This window comes from Pseudocitrobacter sp. CD920760 (assembly GCF_057782505.1).
This window is the reverse complement of the sequence record NZ_CM173490.1, coordinates 1,130,846-1,156,175: the sequence shown is the minus strand read 5'-3', so window position 1 is coordinate 1,156,175 and position 25,330 is coordinate 1,130,846. Positions and strand designations below refer to the sequence as shown.

Annotated in this window: 1 protein-coding gene; it reads right to left on the bottom strand. The window is 58.6% G+C overall.

Annotated features, from left to right (window positions below):
- Positions 1–50 precede the first annotated feature (50 nt).
- Positions 51–25,322: an Ig-like domain-containing protein gene (locus AC1MKH_RS05155; RefSeq protein WP_327621991.1), complete on the bottom strand. Its 25,272-nt coding sequence runs from the start codon at positions 25,320–25,322 to the stop codon at positions 51–53.
- Positions 25,323–25,330: the final 8 nt, after the last annotated feature.

The window sequence follows — 25,330 nt, the reverse complement described above, 5'->3', positions numbered from 1 at the left end:
CTAAAGAACTGCAAAGACCCGCCGCGCACGGCGGACGGGTCTGTTAAGGGTTAGCCTACGATTAACTGATGGTTTGCCAGCAGAGTGGCAAGGTCGGTCTGGACACCGTTCAGCGTCACCAGGGTGGTGAAATCACCGCCCTCCCCGCTCAGGTCAACCTGAATCAGCGTGTTGCTGCCTTCTGTTGTGACTTTCAGGTAGCTCAACAATTCACTGTTCGGATCGTCCATCTGCGCAATGCCGTTGATGTAGTGCGCGCTTTCATTGGCGGTGTAGCCACTGCCCTGCAACAGGTCGCTGAGGTCGATACGGTCGGAGTCCGCCGTGCCTTCCCAGGTGCCGAGCGTGAAGCCTTTCACCACATCGCTGCCGTTGCCGCCGGTGGCGTCAGCCTCGTTGAGCAGTTTGTAGAGCAGCGTATCCTGGCCGCCGTTGCCGATGTTGAAGGTGTCGTTGCCGCCGCGCCCTTCGAAGATGTTGTCGCCGGTGCTGCCGGTAAACACATCGTTACCGCCACCGCCTGCAACGCCTTCGATATTGACGAAGGTCGCTTTACCGAAGCCGGTTTCCTGCGCGTTGGCATTGCTTAGGTCAATCTTCAGCGCCGTATCGCCCGCCAGTTTGTAGTCCACGATGTCCATACCGCCCGTTGAACTCCAGACGTTTTCATCGGAGACCACTACGCTGCCGCCCGCACCGTTGTAAACATGCGTGCCCGCCGTGGCATACAGGGTGTCGTTGTAACCCGTGCCCAGAATCCCGGTGGTGTTGCTGCCATCGCTGGCGGCCAGCGCGCTGTCCTCCGCGCGAGCGCCGCTTTCCGCTGTCAGAACGTAAGCATGGTTTTTCTCCACCGCTTTCAGACCAGCCCAGGTGCTGTTGACGTTTGCCACGGACGTCAGTGTGCCGGAACTATCCAGGGCGAAGTTCTCGACACCACCGTAGTGCTGACCGTTTGCCAGCAGCACCGCGCTGTACGACTTGCTGGCATCCAGCCCGTAGAAGTAGACCAGTGCCGTCGAGTCGTTCATGTTGACCCCGCCCTGCGGGTTGATGATTTGCGAGCTGACCACTTTGCCCGTCGCTTCATCCACCAGCAGCACCGTGTTGCCATAGAAGACGTTAATGCCGTTGGCGTCCGTTAAACGCAGGATCATGCTGGTGCCGTCTTTAATGACGCTCTTGTTCTCAACGTAGGCGGTTGCGCCACCCTGCGCCCTGAACACCACCAGGTCGCGGTCGCCGTCGTAGTCAAGGTCAATGGCGAGACCGCCGGTGCTCACGTAGGTTCCGCTCAGGTTGGCGTTCTGCAACAGCGTTTGCGGCATGCTCCAGTTTACCTGTCCAGTGGTTACGTTCGTTCCCTGGTTGGTCCACAGTGCGACAATGTTATTGGCGTTACCGAGAGCAGTGCTGCCCCTTTCCCCAGCAATTTCAATCACATCCATCTTACCGTCGCCGTTCCAGTCGACAGCGATTGACGTCATGCTGCTGATATCATCGCCGAGGTTTTGCACGTTGTAGCCCGCGCCCATCCCTTTCGCCGCCAGCGTCAAATTGCCTTTACCGTCGTTATAGTAAATGGCACTGTTAGCACCGTAGCTTCCTCCCTGTCCACCCAGCCCGCCAATGAACAGATCCATAAAGCCATCGCCGTTCAGATCTGCCCACATCATGGTGGTAAAGCGGTTCGCCGTCGTGCCGGTATCACCGTAGAACACATCGTTGATGATCTGGGTGTTGGTCAGCGTCATATTGCCCGCCTCATTCGCGCCATTACTGACGATCACCAGACGTTTCGACGATGAACTGCTTCCGCCGGTATCGGTCGTGTTCGACCCGCCCGTGCCGTGATAAGCCAGGTCAACATAACCATCGTTGTTCAGGTCAACGCCCGACAGTTCACGACTTGGCTGGGCGTTGTTGTTGTTGGTGGACGCCACGCCATCCTGAGTCGTGGAGGTATAAACATAGGCCCCGGTTTTATCGAACCCGAGAATGGTGCCGTTGGTGTTCATGACCAGTTGCGAGTCGTAGCCACCGCGCGCCTCGGAGTCGTTTGGCGTACCGTCGCCGTAAGCCACATCCACGTAGCCGTCACCGTCGAAGTCAATGCCTATCACACCCGCCCACCAGGAGTAGGTGTTGGCATTGCCATCGTTGGTTTGCCCGGTCACACCGTAAGACCCCACCTGGAACGTGGTGTACGTGCCGTCGCTGTTGTACTTAAACGACTGCTGACCGTTGCCATATTCCGTATCCGATCCCAGCAAATCCATCAGGCCGTCACGGTCAAAGTCGATAAACGATGAAGACTGCTGACGATCGGTTCCGTTCAACGATACGGAGTTAAACGATCCCAGCGTCGAAGACGTGGTGCCATTCTGCGTAAAGATGGTGGAGTTGCTCAGAATGCGCCAGGTGCCATCCTCCCCGAGAGTCATCGCTGTTCCGCTATCGCTGCTGGTGGCCGCCGTTGAACTAAAGCTAATCACCGGCGCTGCCGAGACGGTCAGTTCACTGCCCGTTTTATCCCGGCTGATCTCCTGACTGTCTTTGTTGTACAGCACCGCCGTCACGTCATGAGTACCAACATCCAGCGCGTGCGAATCCTGCAACTGTACATACCAACTGTTCTTGTTCGGCTCAATAACCACATCGCCCGTGCGCGAGCTATAGGTTGTGCCATCAATCGTCACTTCCAGATACTCGTCCGCGTAGCGCGCGAAGTTCAGCGTACCGCTGATGATTGGCGTCGTATCCAGCGTGTCCTGGGTGTTGATCGTTACCGGCAGCTCAACCGTAAAGTTCATCACGTCAGAGAGCGTGCCCTCGTTACCTGCGGCATCGACAACCGCCGCCTGATAACCGTAGGTCTGCCCGTCGCGCAGCGGTTCCGTCAGTGCATACGTCCACTCTGTACCGGTCACGCTGGCGCGGCCCAGATAGTCGCCATTGCTGTCGTAAACGCGGACAAATTCGCCCGTTTTCAGCGTTTCAAGCAGCGTACCGCGCAGTACCGGTAAGCGTTCATCCGTGACCGTATTCGCACCGAAGTTCCCGGTATCCGACCCGGTATTGTCGGTGTAACCCACCACTTTGGTGACGCCGCCCGGTGCGTTGGTATCTACCGTGACAATCTGCTGCGTCGTCTGCCCGACGTTCCCGGCGTTATCGACAACGCGCAGCTGGTAGAGGTTTTCACCGTCATCCAGCTCGCGGGTGTCGATATAGCGCCAGTTAGTGCCGTTGACCACCACATCAATCCAGGTCTTGCCGCCGTCGAGGCTTATCTGCGCACGTTCATCCGCGCTCAGTTCCGCCCCCAGCGAGCCGTACAGGGTGATGGAGGTGTCATTGGTCAGGAAGTCGGTTTCGCTATAGCCGGTGTCATCCGAGATGCTGTCCACGGTAATGGTTTTCGCATCGTCCGGTTTCACCGTATCGATGGTGACCGTTGCGCTATCGGTCGCCCCGACGTTGCCCGCCGCATCGACCACGCGCACCCAGTAGTCGTGGTTGCCATCGTCCAGAACCTGCGTGTCGTTGTAGTACCAGGAAGTCCCGATAGCGATGGTATTCACCCAGGTCACGCCGCCATCCATGCTGATCTGTACGTATTCACCCGGCTGGAGCGTACTCACCAGCGAACCGTGGATCGTCAGCGTTTTATCGTTAGTGATAAAGTCGCTGTCGCTCAGGCCACTGTCTTCCGAGATATGCGTAATGGTGACCAGGTTAGCCATATCCGGGCGTACCGTGTCTACCGTGACGGTTTTGCTGGCGGTCTGACCGACGTTGCCCGCATCGTCAATGACGCGTAACTGATAAGCATAGGTTCCGTCAGCCAGCGGTGTGCCGTTGGCGTAGATCCAGTCGGTGCCGTTCACTTCCAGCTCCATCCACGCACCGCCGTTAATGCGAATTTGCAGATGCTCGCCGGTCTGCAGCCCCGCGCCCAATCGCCCTTCCAGCGAGTAGGTCTGGCTGTGCGTAATAAAGTCATTGTCAGCAATCCCCGTATCGCTGGAGATGCGGTCGATAATGATGCTCTGGCTGGCATCCGGTGCCACGCGGTCAAGTACCACGTTCTGGCTGTCGGTTGCGCCGACGTTGCCCGCCTGATCAACGACCCGCACCTGATAGTTGTGCGTACCATCGGCAAGCGTGCGGCCATCGGCGTAGCTCCACTGGGTGCCGTTGACGACCAGGTCAATCCAGCTTACGCCACCATCAAGGCTGATTTGCGCTTTATCACCCAGGCCCAGTGCCGCGCCAAGTTTACCGTTCAGCACCACATTGCCAACGTTGGTAATAAAGTCGTTGCCGACTAACCCGCTGTCACTGCTCAGGCTATCAATTGAGATATCCATCTGCGGCGGCGTGAGATCAACGCTGATGCCGTGAACGCTTTCACCGCTGTTGCCAATGGTGTTAGTGACGCTGGCTTTGATCTCATAAGCGTTGCCGTCGGTCAGTGCCATCAGCGCAACCGCCCCCACCAGCACCGACCAGATCCCGCCCACCTGCACGGTGGTTTCATAGGTGACGTTATTCAACGTCACCAACACTTTCTGCCCTTGCGGTGCCGTGGTGGTACCGGAAATGGTCAGACTCTGACCGCGTTCAGCGGCGTTGATCACGTCATCCTGCGAAACCGTGTTGATGGCGATAGTCGGTTTTTCACCGCTCAGCGTCACCTCGTGCGTGCCGCTACCGGTGTTGCCCGCCGCATCTTTCACGGTCGCGGTAATGGTGTATTTGCCATCCACCAGGCCGACGAAATCGAGCGCCGGTACGGTGACTTCCCAGGTTTCATCCGCCGCGACTTTCGCCGTATAGATACGCCCGGCGAGTTCTACGGTGATGGTCTGCCCGGCAGCGCCTTCCGCTTTGCCGCTCACAGTCTGCGCCACCAGTTGCTCTGGCGAGTTCACCAGGTCATCCCCGGCGACGACGTTAATCGTTACCACTGGCGCGACGGTATCCACGACAAAGGTTTCGCTGCTGCTGCCGAGGTTGCCGGAGGCATCGCTGACCATCGCATCCACCTGAATCGTGCCGTTACCCATCAGGGCGACATCGGCTTTCGGCACGGTTGTCTGCCAGCTACCGTCGGCGTTAACCGTCGCGGTATAGCTCTTACCGTTAACGGTCAGCGTCAGGGTACGCCCGACTTCTGCCGTGGTTGTGCCGCTGATCACCAGCGCCAGCCCATGCTCGGTTGCGTTGAGCATTCCGTCACCGGAAACTGGCGAAATAATGATTTCTGGCGGTGTGGAATCCACCAGCAGTGATTGCCCCACCTGCCCGATGTTGCCCGCACTGTCCTGAGCACTCACCGAAATGGTGTAACGCTGGCCATCTGACAACAAGGCTAAATCGGCTTTCGGGATCGTCGTCGTCCAGCGATCGCCCGTCACCGTCGCCGTGTAGTTCTGGCCGTTCAGGGTGATCGTCACTTCGCTGCCTTCCGGCAGACCACTGCTCGACCCGGTCAGCGTCAGCGCTTTGCCCTGCTCGCTGGCGTTCAGCACGCCATCGACCGCAGGCGTATCCAGCGTCAACAGGATGTTCGAGGTATTGACCGTGACCACTTTGCCCTGCGTGGTGGCATTGCCCGCGCTGTCGGTGACAGTCGCACTGATATCGACCGTGCCGTTGTTGAGCGCAGAAACCCTCTCTGCCGGAACACCAATGCTCCATTTGCCGTTAGCATCCACGACCGTACTGACGGTGTAATCGCCCACGGTGACGGTGACGGTGTTGCCCGCCACGGTGCCCGTTGTGGTACCGCTGACCACCAGTGCCTGACCATGCTCCACCAGGTTAATGATGTCATCGCCCGCCGTGGTATCGAAACTGACGCCTGGCGCCAGGGTATCAACCGAGACTGTCTGGCTGACGCTTGCCGGGTTACCTGCGGCATCAGCAATCGTGACCGTGCAGGTATATTGCCCGGAGGCCAGCGTTGCCAGCGCGTCTGGCGACAGGTCAACCTGCCAGGTGCCGTCAGCCAGTACGCTACCGAGGTAATCCACACCGTTCAGCGTCAGGGTCACCGTTGTCCCTACCGGAGCGTTAGTTGTGCCCGTGACTGCCACACCCGCTTCAGCTTCCGCAATGTTAATCACGTTATCCGCCGTGATCGGGTTCAGCGTGATGTGCGGCGGCGTGGTATCCACCTGATATTCATGGCTGGTACTCGCCGGGTTACCGACTTTGTTGGTGACCTCAACCGTGAACTGCGCCGAACCGTCACGCAGGGCCGCCAGTGCCGCCGTTGGGATAACCTGACTCCAGGAGCCATCCGCACCGACGGTCGTGGTGTACACATTGCCGCCAAAGGTGACAGTCACTTCCTGCCCCGCTTCAACGCCGGTGGTGGTGCCGCTCAGGGTCAGATCCTGCTTCATCTCCAGCGCATTAAGCACGTTATCGTCTGTCACGTCATTCACCGAGACAGAGACAGGCGCGAGATCAACGGTGACTTCATGGCTAATCTCAACCTTATTTCCCGCTGCGCTGCTGGCGCTAACGGTCATCTCCAGTTTGCCTTCGTTCCACTGCTTCACGTCGGCAGCATCAATGCCGACCGACCAGCTACCGTCTGCGGCGACCACGCCGCTGTAGCTTTTCGCGCCGATAACCAGCGTGACTTTCGCGCCAACCGGCAGATCCTCACTGCTGCCTTTCACCACCAGCGACTGGTTATGTTCGCTGAGGTTAATGACATCGTCGCCCGCCACGATATCGAAACGGATACCCGGTTCGTTGTAGTCCACCATAAAGTCATGCTGGGCTGTGCCGAGGTTGCCGTGGCCGTTGGTAACACTGGCGGTGATCGTCAGTGCGCCATCGCCAATCGCGGAGAGTTCGTTCGCCGGGATTGTCGCTTGCCAGTTCAGGCTGGCGTCAACGGTCGCTTCATAGGTTTTCCCTGCGAGCAGAACGTACACAATGTCGTTTTCTGCCGCGCCGGAGACCTTGCCGCTCACCACCACTTCAAGCGCAGATTCATCCTTGTTAAGAATGTTATCGTCGGTGATGGCGTTGATGGTAACGGTTGGCGCGCGGGTATCCACAACCAGTTGCGCGGAGCCGGACGCCGGGTTACCCGCGTCGCTGCTGGCGTTTGCCGTTACGGTGTACGTGCCATCGCCAATCTGCGCCAGATCCGCAGGCGTCACCTCCAGCGACCAGTTACCGCTGGTATCAAGTTGCGTACGGTACTCTTTGCTGTTCAGTGTGATCGTGACCCACGTTCCCGCCGTCAGACCTTCGCTTGAGCCGTTAAGGGTCAGGTTAATACCCTGTTCAACGGCGTTCAGTACGTTATCAACGGCAATCGCTTCAAAGCTGAGCCACGGCTGACCATTGTCCACCACGACCGGGCGAGACCCGGTGCCGGTGTTACCCGCGCTATCGGTTACCGAAACGTTTACGCTCTGCTGACCCGCACCCAGCACCTGCATATCGGCAGCCGGAATGCCCACGCTCCAGCGCCCCTGCGCATCCAGTTGGGTGGTGTACTGCTTACCGCCCACTTCCACGCTCACGCTATCGCCCGTGGTACCGCCGACGCTACTTCCGGTCACGACCAGCGCCTGGTTCTGCTCTGCGGCGTTGATGATGTCATCACCGGAAATCATGTCGATAGTCACCGTCGGCGCAACGGTATCAACGGTCAGTTGATGCGTCGCGGTGCTGCTGTTACCGGCTTTATCCGTCACGCTAACGGTCACGCTGGCACTGCCCTGCGGCAGCCCTGCGAGCGCGTCGCTGGCGAGCGTCAGGCTCCAGTTTCCATCGCTGTCCACCGTTGCCGGGCCACCATAGGACTGGCCGTTGATAAGAACGGTGACACTCTGCCCTGCTTCAGCGCTGGTGGTGCCGCTGAGGGTGACCGCGCCTTCGACTTCGGCTTTATTCAGGACGTTATCCGCCGTCACCGCCGCGATAGTCAGCGTGGGTGCGGAAGCATCGACGCTGAACGCCCACTCGGTGCTGGCACTATTGCCATGCTGATTGGTGACGCTGGCGGAGGCGTTTGCCGTGCCATCGCGCAGTGCGTTCAGTGAACCTGTCGGAACGGTAAACTGCCAGCTTCCGTCATCCTGCACCTGTGCGGTCCAGGCTTTGCCCGCCAGCATCACGGTGACGGTCTGCCCGCTTTCCACGTTGCTGGTTGAGCCGCTCACCATCAGCGCTTCACCGCGCTCAATCGCGTTCAGCACGTTATCAGCGGTGAAGGCATTAATGGTGATCGCCACCGGCGCGGTATCTACCGTGACCTGGTGATCCATTGCGGTTGACGTCCCGGCGGTATTCTTCGCTGTGGCGCTCAGTTGCACCGTGCCCGCACTCCAGCCTGCGACCACATTTTGTGGCACAGAGACGGTCCAGCTACCGTCAGCGTTGACGCTTCCGGTCCAGCTTCCACCCTGACCGTCGGACAGGGTAACGATGGCATTTTCTGCCAGCCCGCTACTGGTTCCCGACACCGCCAGAGCATGGCCCTGCTCAATGCTGTTAATGACATCATCACCGGCAACCGTATCAAAACGGATCCCCGGCGTACCGGTATTGACCGCGATATCACGGCTATCCGAACCGGTATTACCGTGCGCATTCTGGACGCTGGCGTCGATAGTCAGCGGACCGTCACCAAAGCCGGCAACGTCGGTGCTATCAACGGTGACCGACCAGAGGCCATTCGCCTCAACGGTGGTGTTGTGCGTTTTGCCTGCAATAATCACCTGCACGCTATCGCCCACCGCAGCGCCGCTTACCGAACCGGAAACCGTCAGATTTTGGCCCGCTTCGCTAACGTTAATCACATCATCGCCCGCGACCAGATCGATATGCACCACCGGCAGGCGAGTATCGACCTGCAACTGTGTGCTGCCGGAAACCGGGTTACCGTTGGCACTGCTGGCGCTGGCGCTAACCGTATAGCCCGCGTCACCCAGCAAGGCCAGATCGGACGGCGCAACCGACAGCGACCAGTTGCCGCTGTTATCGGTTTGCGCGGTATATTCGCGCCCACCCAGCGTGACGGTCACCATTGCGCCGTCTGCCAGACCACTGCTCTTACCGCTGATAACCAGATCGGTTCCACGCTCGATGGCGTTAAGCACATTGTCGTCGGCAATATCCTCAAAGGTCAGCGTCGGCACACCCAGATCGACCTGATAGTCTTTCGTGATAGACGTGCTGTTCCCGGCGCTGTCGGTGATGGTGACCTTCAATTCGCCGCTGCCGTTCGGAAGGGTCGCCATATCCTCTGCGGTGACACCAATGCGCCATGTGCCGCTGGCATCCACCTGCGTGGTGTACGGTTTGCCATTAAACTCAACCACCACCGTATCGCCCACTTTCGCATCAACGGTCGTACCGCTGATCACCAGCGCCTGGCCTTTTTCCGCCGCGTTGATGATGTTATCAGCGGTCAGATCGTTTACCGCGACTGTCGGTGCCTGGGTATCCACCAGGAAGGTGTGGTTGCCGGACGCAGGGTTACCCGCCTTATCGCTCACGCTGACGTTAATCGTGGTTAAACCCTGCGGCAGATTACTGAGTGCATCGGCCGCAAAGAGCGCTGTCCAGATGCCGCCAGCCGTCACCAGAGCGGTTTGTTCAACACCACCAATGTTCACCGTGACCGTCTGGCCCACTTCCGCCGTGGTGGTGCCCGATACCGCCACTTCACCGCTCGCTTCCGCACCGTTCAGCACGTTATCTGCGGTGACCGCATCGATGAAGATTGTTGGCGCGGTGGTATCAATAACAAAGTTCAGGCTGTTGCTGGTACTGTTGCCGCTGGCGTTAGAAACACTCACCTGCACGACGGCATCACCGTCGCGAAGCCCGTTCAGCGCCCCCGCATCCAGCGTGACGCTCCAGGCGTTGTCCTGCACCGTGCCGGTGAATTGCTTGCCGTTCACGGTCACCGTCACGGTACGCCCGTTGTCGATGTTAGTGGTGTCGCCCGTCAGGACGATTTCGCCTGATTTTTCCGCACTGTTCACCACGTTATCTGCCGTCACCGGATTGATAGAAACGGAGGTTTCACGCAGATCCAGCGCCACGGACTCGTTAATTTCAGCGCGATTGCCGCTGCCTTTCTCTACGCTCGCCGTAACGGTGATCGACGCCCCACTCCAGTTTTCCATCTGGTCTGGCGTGAGTTTCAGCAGCCATGAACCATCAGCCAGCGTCGATGCTGTGCCTACCGCTTCACCATTCACGAGGACAGAGACAGTACTGCCGACCGGAATATCCGTGGTCGTGCCGCTGATGAGCAGATCGCTTGCCCTTTCAGCAAGGTTCAGAGTGTTATCCGCGGTCACGCTGTCAATACGAATACCCGGTTCAGTGCTGTCGAGCGTGATACCGTGCTGACCGGAACCGATATTGCCATGCCCGTTGGTGACGCTGGCACTGATGGTCAGCGGTCCGCTGCCCAGTGCAGAGAGTTCGCCTTCATTCAATGCGACCGTCCAGGTGCCATCACTCTTCACGTTTGTGATATGTGATTGCCCGGCGATAATCACCGTCACCACATCATTTTCAGCGGCGCCACTCACTGTACCGCTGATCGTCACGACACCGCTCGTTTCAGTCATGCCGATAATGTCATCGTCGGACACCGGCAGAATGGTAATCGTTGGTGCGCGGGTATCCACCAGCAGCGACGTCGTATCCGTCACGCTGTTTCCGGTGCTGCCTGCGGCGCTGGCGGTCAGCGTATAATCCGCTTCCCCCAGTTTTGCCAGCGCATCTGCCGGAACGGAAACGGACCACCCGCCGCCTGCGACCGTTGTCGTCTGATAATTCACGCCGTTTAGCGTGACGGTGACCACGGTTCCTTCAGCCAGCGAACTGGTTCCCGATACCGCCAGAGGCTGCATCTGTTCAATGGCGTTAAGCACGCCGTCGGTGGACAGCGTATCAAAGCGTAACGTTGGAACACCGGTATCAACGTCAATGGTGTGTTGGAGCGACTGACTATTGCCCGCGCTATCGGTCACGGTCACCTTAATGTCATAACCGATACTTTCCAGCACGGCCATATCCGCCGCCGGAACGCCAACGCTCCACTTACCGTTCACATCCAGTTGCGTGGTGTACGTTTTACCGTTCAGCACCACACTCACTTTATCGCCCGTCGTGCCGTTCGTGGAGCCGCCGCTGATGACCAGCGCCTGGCCCAGTTCAGTGATGTTGATCTTGTCATCACCCGCCACCGTATTAATGGTTGGCGTCGGCGCAACCGTATCGACCAGCACGGAATGAGTCGTTTCGGTGCGATTGTTCGCCGCATCCGTAATGACCAGTTTGATGTCGTTTAGCCCGTCGTTCAGGCCGACCAGATCCGCTGCACTCACATTCAATGACCAGCGACCATCACTCCCCACGACGGCGTCGTGCGTTTTGCCGTTCAGAGTCAGAGAGAGCGTCTGCCCAATAGCATCGCTGGTGCCGGTTAAGGTCAGCGGCAGGCTAAGTTCGGTACTGTTCAGAATGTTGTCAGCCGTCACCGGGTCGATGGCCAGCACCGGTGCGTGCGTGTCAACGTCGAAGGTGTGGCTGTTGGTGACGTGGTTACCGTTGGCCGACGTCACGCTCAACTGCACGGTCACTTCGCCGTCGCGCAGCGCAGCGAGAGAACCGGCAGGAACGGTCGTGCTCCACGTATTGTTATTCACCGTGGCGGTGTACTGTTTATTCCCCAGAGTGAGGGTGACAATTTGCCCGTCTTCGATGCCACTGGTTGTGCCATTCAGCACCACGTCGCCCGCTTTTTCTGCGGCGTTAAGTACGTTATCGTGGGTGATAATTCCCATCGCGACCGATACCGGAGCGTTGTCAATCTGCACATCCTGGCTGATAGCGGCGATATTACCTACGCTGTTCTCAACGGACGCCGCGACGGTAATTTCACCAGTCCAGCCGCCAGCCACACTCGGTAGAACGCTGAATGCCCAACTGCCATCCGGATTAACGGACGCGTTCCAGGACTCGTTGCCGATAGTGACGGTCACCGTCGCGCCCGGCTCAACGCCGTAAGTCATCCCGGTGACCCACACATCCAGCGCCAGTTCCGCGATGTTCAGCACGTTATCGCCGGTCAGAGCATCAATACGGATCCCTGGTACACCCGTGTCGAGAGTGAAATCACGGCTGCCGGAGCCCACGTTGCCGTGACCATTGGTGATAGCCACGTCTGCCGTCAACGGCCCGTCGCCCAGCGTTGCCAGCTCTGCTGGCGTCAGGGAGATGCTCCAGTTACCTGCGGCATCCACCGTTGTGGTTTTCGCGTCCATGCCACTGAGGGTAACAACGACGCGATCGCCCGATACGGCGCCCGTGACGCTGCCGCCGATCAGGACCGAGCCCTGTGCTTCAGTGCTGTTGATGGTGTCGTCGGCGGCGATGATAGAAACCGTCACCACCGGCGCTTTGGTATCGACCAGCAACGGTTCCGTAGTGGTCACGTTGTTACCATCGCCTGCCACAGCGCTGGCGCTTACGGTGTAGTTTGCTTCGCCAAGCGTTGCCAGGTCAGCCTCACTCACCGTCACGCTCCACTTACCGCTGGCATCGGTCTTCGCGGTGTAGCTCAGCCCCGCCAGCGTCACCAGCACCTCGGTGTCGGCGGGCAGATCGCTGGTTCCGCTAATGGTCAGCGGCTGGCCTTTTTCGGTTGCGTTGAGTACGCCATCTTCGGCCAACGTATCGATGTCCAGTTGCGGCTTGCCGGTGTTGACGGTGAAGTCATGGTTGACTGTCTGTTCGTTCCCTGCCCGGTCGGCAATCACGACCGTGAAGTTATTGTCGCCTTCGCTAAGTTTGGCCATTTCGCTGGCCGGAATGCCAACGCGCCATTCTCCGTTGCTGTCGACGACGGTGTGATATTCCACGTTGTTCACGGTCACGATAACCGTGTCGCCCGGGGCGCTGTCTGTGCTGCCGCCGTCAATCACCAGTGCCTGGCCCTTTTCGGTGGCGTTGATGATGTTATCGCCGGTCAATGGGTTCACTGTTACCTGTGGGATAACGGTGTCTACATCAACGGTGTGCTGAATCTGCGTTGGGTTGCCGGCCACATCGCTGACGCTCACATCAAACTGCAAGGTACCATTGCTGCTGAGGGCACTTGACGGGATGTTCACTTCCCAGGTGCCATCGGCTCTGACCTCGGCCTCTACACTGGTGCTACCGATATTCACGGTGACGATTCGCCCTTCACCCGCGTTGGTGTAACCACTGAGGACCTGCTCCGCTTTCGCTTCGCTGGCGTTGATCACGTTATCGGCGGTCAACGGGTTCACCGAAAGCGTCGGCGGCGTAGTGTCGAGAACGAAAGTCCCGCTGGCGCTGGCGCTATTTCCCTGCGAGTTCGTCACGCTGGCTTCGACAGCCACGCTGCCGTCTTTAATGGCGGCAAACATCGCGTTAGTGACCGTCACTTCCCAGGTGCCATCCCCTTTAATGGTGGTATCCAGTCGCTGTCCACCGACATACACCACCACCGGGTTACCTGCGGCAGTATCTGCACTGGTGCCGGTAAGCACCATGCTGGTTCCCGCTTCGCTGACGTTAACGATGTTATCGCTGCTCAATGCGTCAATCGCGATAGCAGGTCCGGCGGTCACTACGTCCACATCATGACTGACAGAAATCGCGTTACCGGAGAGGTTTTCACCGCTGGCGGTCAGTGTTGCAGAGCCGTCGCGCAACTGGACGACTTTATCTGCCGGTATCTCAATCATCCAGCGCCCATCGTTGCCAATAAGCACGTTATCAGACGAGAAAATCACGCCATCGATAGTGGTCAACGTCAGGGTGAACGGTGTTCCTTTCGCGATATGCTCACTGGTTCCGCTTACCCACAGAGACTGGTTCAGTTCGGCGAGGTTAATGATATCGTCGCCCGCTATCGTATCGAAACGGATACCCGGCAGGCTGGCGTCGATGGTCATTTCACGTTCAGCCGCGCCCTGGTTGTTATTGGCATCCGTCGCCGTCACGCTAACCGACAGCGAACCGTCTCCCAGACCAGCGATCGTTTCGGGATCCAGATCCAGAGACCAGCTCTTGTTGTCTGCCCCCAGTACAGCGGTATAGGTTTTTCCGCCGATCGCCACCGTCACGTTGGTCACGGCAACATCGGTAGAGCCGGTCAGGGTGATACCTTCCTGCGCTTCCGTGTTATTCACCACATCATCATCTGCAATCACATCAATGGTGATGCGTGGCAGGCTGACCTGAATATCCAGCGGACGGCTGGCGCTTCCGGTATTCCCGGCGGCATCCGTCGCGCTCACGCTGACGTCGTACTGATGGTTGTCCACCAGCGCCGGAAGATCCTCTTTCGGCACTATCGCCGACCAGTTACCGTTAGCTTCCGTTACGCCGTAGTAAGTTTTGCCGTTCAGACGAACGGTCACCTGTACGCCTGCGGTCAGAATATCTGACGTACCGGACACGGTGAGATCTGTACCGCGCTCCTCGCTGCTCAGGAGATCGTTTCCGGCGATCTCTGCGATGGTTAGAACCGGTGCTGCCGTGTCGATGGCAAACGGGAAGGACTCCGTCCCGACGTTACCTGCCGCATCCGTGATCGCCACCTGAATAGTCTGTTCGCCGTCATCGAGCGCCGCCAGATCGCTGGCTTTCACCCCAACGCTCCAGCGTCCGCTGCCATCAACGATGGTCGAATAGGTGTGATCGCCCAGCGTCACAACCACTTTGTCTCCGGCGACAGCGCCCGTGCTGCTGCCGCTGATCACCTGCGCCTGACCTGCTTCGGTCGCGTTCAGGACGTTATCGGCGGTGAGGCTATCGATAGTGATGCCTGGTGCGACGGTGTCGATGAGAACACCGTGTTCCAGCGAAGTGCTGTTCCCGGCTTTATCCGTCACCGCGACGGTCAGATCGTGTGAGCCCTGCCCCAGCGCATTCAGCGTGCTGGCGTCAACGACCAGGCTCCAGACTCCGCCCGCAAGTACCAGCGCCGTTCCCAGCGTCTGGTTGCCAACGAATACGGTGACCGTCTGGCCAATTTCCGCATTTGTTGTGCCGCTGAGGATGACACCCGCACTGGCTTCCGCGCCGTTGATAATGTTGTCGCCCGCGACCGTGTTGACGGTCAGCATCGGGGATTCGCTATCCACCACGAACTGGCGCTCCGCACTGGCGGTATTGCCGTGTGCGTTAGAGACAGAAACCTGCACCGTGGTCTGGCCGTCGCGCAGCGCGCCCAGGTCAGTGTCACTCAGCGTCAGGCTCCAGGCCCCGTTATTCACGGTCGTCGTGTACTGTTTACCGTTCAGGGTGATGATGACTTGGCGACCGTTTTCAACGCCGCGCGTCTCGCCGGTCAGCGTTTGTTCAGCGCCTTGTTCCGCCGCGTTCAGGCTATCGTCGCCAAACAGGGTATTCACCGACACCGCGACGGCTTGCGTATCAACCTCAACCGTGTGCGCAATGTTTTGCACGTTGCCCGAGGCGTTGGTGCCGCTAACGGCAATCACCAAAGAGCCTTCCGGCCAGGTTTGCATCGTCTGCGGCGAGAAGAGAAGCTGCCAGTTACCATTGGTATCCAGCGCGGCATCGTAGCTCACACCTTTGATGGTGATCGTCAGTCCTTTGAGATTATCCAGCCCGGTTGATGTGCCGGAAAGCACCAGGGAATTGCCCAGTTCGATGGCGTTGATGACGTCATCGCCCGCTACCGTATCGACACGAATCGACGGGTAGGAGGCATCGATCAGGATCTCACGGCTGGCGTCGCCCCGGTTACCGTTCTGGTTCTCAACCCAGGCGTTCACCGTCAGGTCGCCATAGCCGATGCCCTGTAACACATCCGCGCTAACGTTCACCGACCAGGTGCCATCCGCCAGCACCAGGGCTTCGAGCGGATCACTGAGTCCGATATCAACATAGACTTTTTGCCCGGCTTCCGCGTTCACCACGCGACCGCTGATGGTCTGCTCGGTTTTGATTTCGTCATCGTTAATGACGTTATCACCGGCGATGGTGTCGATGGTCAGCAGCGGCAGTGTGGTATCCACCTGCACACCGTGGCTGGCGATGTTGTGGTTGCCCAGCGTATCGGTCACGCTGGCGGTCACGGTGTAACTGGCTTCACCCAGGCCCGACAACGCTGACGGCGGCACGGTGACAGACCAGTCGCCATCGGCGTTCGCAACCGTCGTGTACAGCACGCCGTTCAGCGTAACGGTAATGGTCTGGTTCGGCTGGTTGCTGGTCCCGGTGATCGCCAGATCCTGACCTTTTTCATTCAGGTTGATGATGTCATCGCTGGTCACCGTATTAATAGTAATGTCCGGCAGTGCGGTGTTCACCGTGACGGCGCTTTCCAGACGGCCTTCGTTACCCGCCTTGTCCGAAACCGTCACCACTAGCGGGTTGCTTCCTTCGCTCAGTGCGGAAACCGCAGAGGCCGGTAAGCCAATGCTCCACTTTCCTTCGCTGTTCAGTGCGGTGGTGTAGTTTTTCCCGCCGATAGAGACGGTAATAATCGCCCCGGCTTCCGCGTCGCTGCACGTACCGCTAATGATTTGCGCCTGACCGTGTTCGGAGGCGTTCAGGATATTGTCACTGGTAATATTTTCTACGGTAATCACCGGCGGCAGCGTATCCACATTGACGTCGGTCGTGATCGTGGTTTCATTGCCTGCCAGATCGCTGACTTTAAGCGTCAGCTCTAACGGCCCTTGTGGCAACGCGCTTTGCGCCGCTGGCAGCGTAATGCTCCATGCGCCATTTTCAGCCACCGTGCCGCTAAACCATTCGCCGTTCCATTCAACCTGTACCGTTTGCCCCTGCTCTGCGCCGCTGAAGCCGTTAACCACAAAGCCACCTTCGGCTTCGGCCAGGTTAATAACGTTATCTCCCGCCACGCTGGAAACGCTTAATGCAGGCGGGGTAACGTCCACTTCATACTGACGCCCCGCATCGGCCTGATTGCCGTTGATACTGCTGACGCTTACCTGCACGCTGGCGGAACCGTCGCGCAGCGACGCTAAATCCTCCGTCGAAATATCGACGTGCCAGCTTCCGTCATCTTCCACCCGGGCCTGATACTGATGCCCGGCAAAAGTGACCATCACGCTCTGTCCGACTTCGATACCGGAAGTGCTGCCGGTCAACGTAATCCCGTTTGCGCTTTCTTCAGCGTTAATCACGTTATCCGTTGTGACAGGATCGATACTCACCGCCACCGCGTTCAAATCAACCTGCGCCAGATGGCCGAAACTGCTGCCTGCGTTACCTGACACGTTTTCTGCGCTGGCGACAATGCTCAGTTCACCGTTTTGCCAGCGGCTGACATCTGACTCCGGCACGATCACTGACCAACGACCATCGGCATTGACCTGCGTGGTATAGGTAGTGGTTTCCGCCACGCCGTCACGCATTTCGGTAATGGTTATCGTGACATCATGCCCTTTCGCCACGCCCGTGCTGGTGCCGCTGATGGTGACATCGCCCTGGGCTTCCAGGATGTTAATAACGTCATCACCCGCCACCGTATCGATACGCAGCCCCGGTACACCGGTATCCACGCTCAATTCATAGTCTGCGCTGCCGCTGTTGCCACGACCGTTAGTAACCGTCGCGGTCGCCGTTAACGGGCCGTCGCCAAAGGCGCTGAAGGTGTCTTTCGGGATTTTGACCGTCCAGACGCCACCGGTTTCAACCGTCGTTTCGAAAGTTTGCCCGCCCAACGTCACCACGACTTTACTGCCCACTTCGGCATTTTTCGCCGTACCGCTAATAGATTGATCCTGCTTACTTTCCTCGACGTTAATCACATCGTCACCCGCCAGCGGCGTAATGGTGACCTGCGGTGAAGCGGTATCCACGGTGATCGGACGGCTGGTGCTCTGATGGTTGCCCGCTTCGTCGGTGACGCTGGCGGTGATCGTATAGTTCGCTTCGCCCAGCGCGGCTAAATCCGCCGGGGAAACGGTGACCTGCCAATTGCCACTGGCATCGGCAAGAACGGTGTAATCACGCCCGTTCAGGGTAACGAGAATATCGCGCCCCGGCTGATCGCTGCTGCCCGTAATGGTGATACCGGCGGCTTTCTCCGCATCGTTCACCACGTCGTCAACCGCGACCTGATTAATGGCGATTAATGGCAAATCCAGCACCACTTCCACAATGCTGGTCAGCGTGTCGATGTTGCCCGCGCTGTCGGTAACTGTGACCACCAGCGGGTAATCACCGGCGATCAAATCGCCTGCTGGCGGAACGCCCAACTGCCAGTTGCCGTTGTTGTCCAGCACCGTGGTGTAGCTTTTGTTATTGAAGGTCACGGTGACGACCGCGCCCGGCTCCGCGTTCAGACAGGTGCCCGAAAGGATCTGTGCCTGTTTCAGTTCAGTGGCGTTGAGTTTGTTGTCGCCGGTCACCGGCGTCAGCGTCAGTTCCGGCACCAGCGTGTCAATATTCACGCTGTGCGTCTGGCTGGTGCTGTTGCCCGCTTTATCTTCTACGCTAACCTCAACGGTTTGCAGCCCCTGCGCCAGCGTCGTGACGTCCTGAACGGCATCGATGTGTACGCGCCAGGTGCCATCGGCATTGACGTCGGCGCTATAGGTTTCATTCAGCCATTTAACAACAATCTGCTGGCCCGCTTCGGCGTTGGTTGTACCGCTAATGTCAAAACCGGCCCCTGCTTCCAGCGCGTTGACCTGGTTATCCGCTTCGACCGTGTTGATGCTGATGGTCGGCGGCGTGGAGTCGACCGCAAACTGGCGTTCCGCTGATGCGCTGTTGCCGTTGATATTGCTGGTGCTGACGCTGATGCTGGCATCGCCCTCTTTCAGGCTGCCCATATCCACTGCGGCAACCTCAAGCGCCCAGCGACCGCCAACCACTTCAACTTCGTAGCGATGGCCCGCGAAGGTGACCGTCACATGCTGGCCGTCTTCAATGCCCGCCACCGCACCGCCCAGTGACAACGGCTCGCCGCGCTCGGTCAAATTGAGAACGTCATCCGAGGTGATCGGATCGATAGTGATCGCCGCAGCACTGAGATCCAGTTCAACCGTATGACCAATTTCAATGCTCTGGTTGCCGTTAACATCGGCAACGCTTGCGCCAATCACGACTTCGCTACCGATCCAACCAGCCACTTCCTGTGCGTCAACGGTAACAGACCAGCTACCGTCGGCATGCAGTGTGGTGGTGTGCTGAACGCCATTGACCGTCACAATCACATCCGCGCCCGCTTCCGCGCCCTGCGACGTACCGCTGATCAGTAAATCCTGCTGGTGTTCGAGGATATTGATAACGTCATCGCCCGACACGGTATCGATACGAATGCCCGGTTTGTCGATATCAATCGTGAACTGATACTGGCTTTGCGTACTGTTGCCATGTTCGTTGGTGACGGAAGCTGTCGCCGTCAGGCGTCCATCGCCTAGCGCCTCCAGCATCGCCTGCGGGAGCTCCAGTTCCCAGGTACCGTTAGCCCCAACCTGCGCGTCATAATCCTGGCCGCCGATGGTGATGGTCACCTTTTTTCCGGCTTCAACGTTCAGGGTAGAGCCTGTCAGCTTCTGCCCTGCGGCGAGTTCATCAATGTTGATCACATCATCATTGTTTTGCAGGCCGTCGATAATAAGCACCGGCGACGCCGTATCCACCAGGATAGTCTGGTTGGTGCTGGCCGTGTTGCCCGCCGCATCGGTCACGCTGGCGACCAGCGTATAACCCGCTTCGCCCAGCAGTGCCAGATCGGCAGGTGACAGATCCACACTCCACTCACCGGTCGTCGCGTCCGTCGTGGCGGTATAATTTTTGCCGTTCAGCGTCAGGGTGATGTCAACGCCATACTGGTTGCTTGTGCCGGTGAGCGTGATGCCTTCGCCGCGCATCTGTGCGTTAATGACGCCGTTGTTGTCCACCGCATTGATAGCAATGTCCGGCGCGGTCAGGGCAACGTCAAAATCATGGCTGCCCTTGCCGGTGTTTCCGGCGGTGTCTTTGACGGTCACGGAGATGGTGTGCTTGTCTTCACTCAGCGCGTTGACGATATCCGCCGGCATCCCGACGCTCCAACGCCCGGCGGCGTCCAACACGGTGGTGATACTCCAGCTTCCTACGACAACGGTGACAATATCGCCCGCCGATGCGCCCGTGACGCTGCCGCTGATAATTTGCGACTGGCGATGTTCGGTGCTGTTCAGTGTGTTGTCGGTGCCACCGACGTTATCAATGGTGACAACAGGCGCTTGCGTATCCACCAGCAGCGTTTGCGTGGTCGTCGTACTGTTCCCGGCTTTATCCGCCAGGGTGACGATAACCTGCTGCGCGCCCTGCGGCATCAGGGCCGCGTCCGCCGCATCGACCGTGACGCTCCAGCTTCCGTCCGCCTGAATCTCTATTTCATACGATTTGCCATTCCAGCTCACCAGGCCTTTCTGGCCCGGTTCCGCATTGCTCTGGCCCTGTAGGGTAAACCCGGCAGTGGCTTCCGCCGCGTTAATCACGTTATCACCGGTGACCGCATCGACCACAATCGTCGGTGTACTGAGATCAACCCCGTAATCCTGTGCGCTGTGCGCCTGATTGCCATTCTGGTTACTGACGCTTACCTGCACCGTCGCGTCACCTTCGCGCAGCGAAGCCATATCAGATGGCGACAGGGTGTAGTGCCAGCCGCCGTTTTCATCGACGGTGGTGGTGTACTGATGACCCGCAAACAGAATGGTCACCGTCTGGCCCGCTTCCACACCGGAGGTCGTCCCCTTCAGTACCAGCGGCTGCCCCTGTTCGGTGGCGTTAATCACGTTATCTGCGGTGACGTTTTCAATTGAGATAGCCACGGCATCCAGATCCACATCGATCGTATGCTGCCAGGAGCCGGTATTTCCGGCATGGTCATCGACACTGGCGTCAATCTTCAGCGCGTCGTTCGGCCAGCGTGCAACATCGGTCGCCGGAACGGTCACCGACCAGGTACCGTTCGCGTGCAGCGTGGTGCTGTACTCCTTGCCATTCACGGAGACCAGAACGTCCGCCCCGGTATTCGCACCGCTTACCGTACCGCTGATCACTACCGGCGCGCCCTGTTCAATCAGGTTAACCACGTCGTCACCTGCCACGGTGTCGATGCGGATCCCCGGAAGAGTGGCGTCAATTTCGGCCTGGAATTCGCCTGTGCCACGGTTGCCGTGGACGTTAGTGACTTCCGCCGTAAAGTGCAGTTCACCATCGCCCAGCGCGGTGAGTTCATCTTTGGTTAATTCGATGTTCCATTCGCCTGCGCCGTTCACGATGGCGTCTTTGCTAATGCCGCCCACCGTCACCGTGACAATGCTGCCCGCTTCCGCGTTGACCACGTAGCCCTTCAGGATTTGTCCGGCGTTCACTTCATCGAGGCTGATGACGCTGTCGTTGCCGTCAAGCCCGGTGATCACCACCTGCGGCGCGGCGGTATCCACTACCACGTTATGGCTGGTTGAGGCGCTGTTGCCGGCGCTATCGGTCACGCTTGCGCTGAGGGTGTATTGCGCTTCGCCCAGCGCCGCGAGGTCTGCCGGGGAGATCGTGACCGACCAGTCACCCTGCGCGTTGGCGGTCGTGTGGTATTCACGCCCGTTGAGGGTCAGCGTTATCTGGCGGCCCGGCTGGTTGCTGCTACCGCTCATCTCCAGGTTCTGGCCTTTTTCGATGGCGTTGATCACATCGTCGCTTGCCACACCGCTATTAATGGCAATTTCCGGCGCGGCGAGGCTCACGGTAAAGACATTTTCACTCTCACCGGTGTTACCGGCTTTGTCGGTAATGCTGGCGGTAATTTTCGCCTCACCTGCGGCAAGGGCCTGGATCTTGTCAGCCGCGACGCCGATACTCCAGCGGCCTGCGGCATCCAGTACGGTGGTGAAGGTTTCTTTCTGCACATTTGCATCCGTACCGTACCACAAGGTCACCGTGACGCTATCACCCGCGATGCCCCCGGTGCTGGATCCAGAAATCACCTGCGCCAGTTGATGCTCGCCCTGGTTTATCACGTTATCGGCGGTGAATGTGTCGATAATCACCGTCGGTGCGAGCGTATCGACCAGAATCTCCTGGGATGTGGTGCTACTGTTGCCCGCGCGGTCCTGTACGGTCACAGTGACGCTTTGCGCGCCCTGACCCAGCGCGGTTAAATCTGCCGTCGGAACGGTCAGGGTCCAGGTGCCATTATCTGCCACATCTGCGGAGTACGATTTACCATTGAGGCGAACGGTAACGGTCTGCCCCGGCTCTGCCGAGGTGATGCCGCTCAGGATTTGTCCGGCGGTGTGCGTCGCTTCTGCCGCGTTAAGAATGTTGTCATCGGTCAGGGAGTCAATGCTGACAGCCGGAGGTTGTGTATCGACAGTGACCTGACGACCGCTGGTGGCGGTGTTGCCACTGGTATTGGTGACGCTGACCTGAATATCCGCCGCACCGTCCGCGAGATTCGACAGTACGTTTGCCGGCACGTCGCAATGCCAGCTACCGTCGCCCTCTACGGTGGCGGTCAGGGTTGCACCGCCAATACGGATCACCACGGTCTGGCCCGCTTCCACGTTCTGCGTCAGGCCTTCCAGGGTGATCCCAGTGCCTTTTTCGGCGGCATTGATCATGTCATCGCCCGTCGCCGGGTTGATGGAGACGGCGACCGGGTTGAGATCGACGGTCACACCGTGGCTACCGGTTGCCTGGTTGTAGCCGTCATCTGCGGAGACGGTGATGGTCAGGCTGTCCTGCCCTTCAACCAATGTTTTCAGTTGTTCGCTGCTGATGCCCGTCTGCCAGCGCCCGCCAGGGCCAATCTGCGCGGTAAACTGTTGACCATTGATCTCCAGGTGTACGGTCGTGCCTGCCTGAATATGGCTACTGGTTCCGCTGATGGTCAGTGATTGATTCAGTTCGATGGCGTTAATGATGTCATCGCCGGAGACGATATCCACGCCGAGACCCGGCAGGTTAGCGCTGATCACAAACGCCCCGTGGGTTGTGGCGCTGTTGCCGCTGAAGTTGGTGACGGTGGCGGTGATATTCACTTCGGTGTCGCCCAGCGCCTGCAACTGCGCGGAGGTCACTTCCATTTCCCAGCTCAGATCGCTCTTAACGGTCGCGTTGCCCAGCAAAATGCCGTTCAGCGAGACCGCGACGGTATCGCCCGGTTTCGCATAGCTGACAGAGCCGGTGATGTACTGGCTTTGCGCCACATCGTCCACACCCAGCAGGTTATCGCCGGCAACGGTGTTCAGCGTCACGACCGGCGACAGGGTATCCACCACCAGTTTGCCGCTGTTTTCGACCGCGTTACCAATCGCGTTGGTCCCGCCGACGGTCACGGAGTAGGTGGTGTTGTCCAGCGACACCAGGTCTTCCACCGGGACGATAACCGACCAGCAGTTGCCCCCGCCCTGTGCGCTTTCAACGGTAGACTGATAAGACTGGCCGTTCAGGGTAACGGTTAATTCGGTGCCCACCGCAAGGTTAGTGGTACCGGAAATGGTCAATGGCTGGCTGACGCTATCGGCGTTCAGCGTCTGCGCACCATTGATATCATCAATCTGGATCACCGGCGCTTCAGCCGCCATTGTAAAGGTATGCTCACCGCTGCTGACGTTACCCGCCGCATCGGTGATCGTAATCTGGACCGTGTGCTGGCCCTGCTCAAGCTGGCTAATCAGCGCAGGGGTTAACGGCGCGCTCCACTTACCGTCGCTGGAGATCGCGCCGATTATCGTGGTGCCATTGATGGTCACTTCCACTTTGCTGCCCGGCGCGGCGTCCGTGGTGCCGCTCAGGATCTGCACTTCCGATTGTTCCTGCGCATTCAGGACGTTATCGGCGGTCAAAGAGTCAACTGTCAGCGCGGGTCCTACGCTGCTGATAGTGACGCTGCCCGTGGTGGTGGTTTCATTACCAGCTTTGTCGCTGACCGTGACGGTAATGGCGTTCGCCCCCTGCGGCAGCGTTGCAAGCGCATCGGCATCGATGGAAATCTGCCATTTCCCGCCAGCCTGCACTGTTGTCGTCCAGCTCTTGCCGCCGATGTTTACGGTGACCGTCTGCCCTTCTTCGGCGTCGGTTGTGCCACTCAGGCTTTGCGCCGTCGCCAGTTCACCGCTGTTGAGAACGTTGTCATCAGTCAGCTTATTGATTGTCGCATTTGGCGCCTGGGTATCCACCATCAGGGTTTGTTCACCGGTAATCACATTGCCGGTGCTGTCCGTACCCGTCACCTTCACCTGATGCGTACCCTGCGCCAGCTTGCCAATATCGGCGGCAGGCACCGAGACCTGCCAGCTGCCGTTTGCGCCCACTTCAGTTGTATAGGTTTTGCCGTTCAGGGTGATGGTAAGTGAAGTTCCGGCAGCCAGTTCTTTCGACTGCCCGCTGACGATAACGGCGCTGGCCGCTTCTGTTGCGTTGACGACGTTATCGCCGCTCACGGTATCTGCGGTAATACTGGCCTTCGCCGTCACCACTTCCAGCGTGATTTTGCCGCCATCGGTGGTTTTGCTACCGTCGATCTGTACCACGCTCCAGGTATGCTTGCCGGCATCCTGAGTCGGTAATGTCACTTTCCAGGTGCCATCGCTGCTGACCATCGCGCTGGCGACGGTGTTGCCGCTGGCATCTTTGATTTGAATCGTGCTGCCCGGCTGCCCGGTGCCGGAGAACGTTGGGGTAGTGTCATCGGTCAGCGCATTGCTGCTCAACACGCCCTGCTTATCGCCCTGATCGTCAGAAACGACAAAGGACGGCTTTGCCGTCTCAACAGGAGTGGTGTTATCAATAACCGTTGTCTTGTGCCCGCCACCGCTGTCATTTGCCAGCAGTGCGCCTACGCCTCCGCCCAGCAGCAGACCGCCTGCAATCCAGCCCCAAGGCAGGTTATCCAGCGCGCTCTGTTCGATAAAAGGTTCAATACTGGCAATTGGCGTCGCCTGCGGCGTCAGCGCAACCTGGCCCATTCCCAGGCTTTCGCCCGTTTCGGCAAAAGTGATATGGGTCAGTTGCTGGTTGTCATCCATAAACACCAGTTCAGACTGTTTACCGTCCTCTTCGCCAAAGGCCGAAAAATAGTTGCTGCAACGGATGACCGAGCCATCTTTCATGTAGATGAGCAGGTCTTTTCCCTGCCGAACATATCGCTCGACATTTGCCGGCGCCCCCTGAATCTGCACTACGCTCGGTTCGGTCAGTAAAATAGAGAGGTTCCCCTCACTGTTGAGAACAGTTTTACTGGCGGTTTTACGGGCGATGATATTGATAGTTTTAGACACAGGAGGCT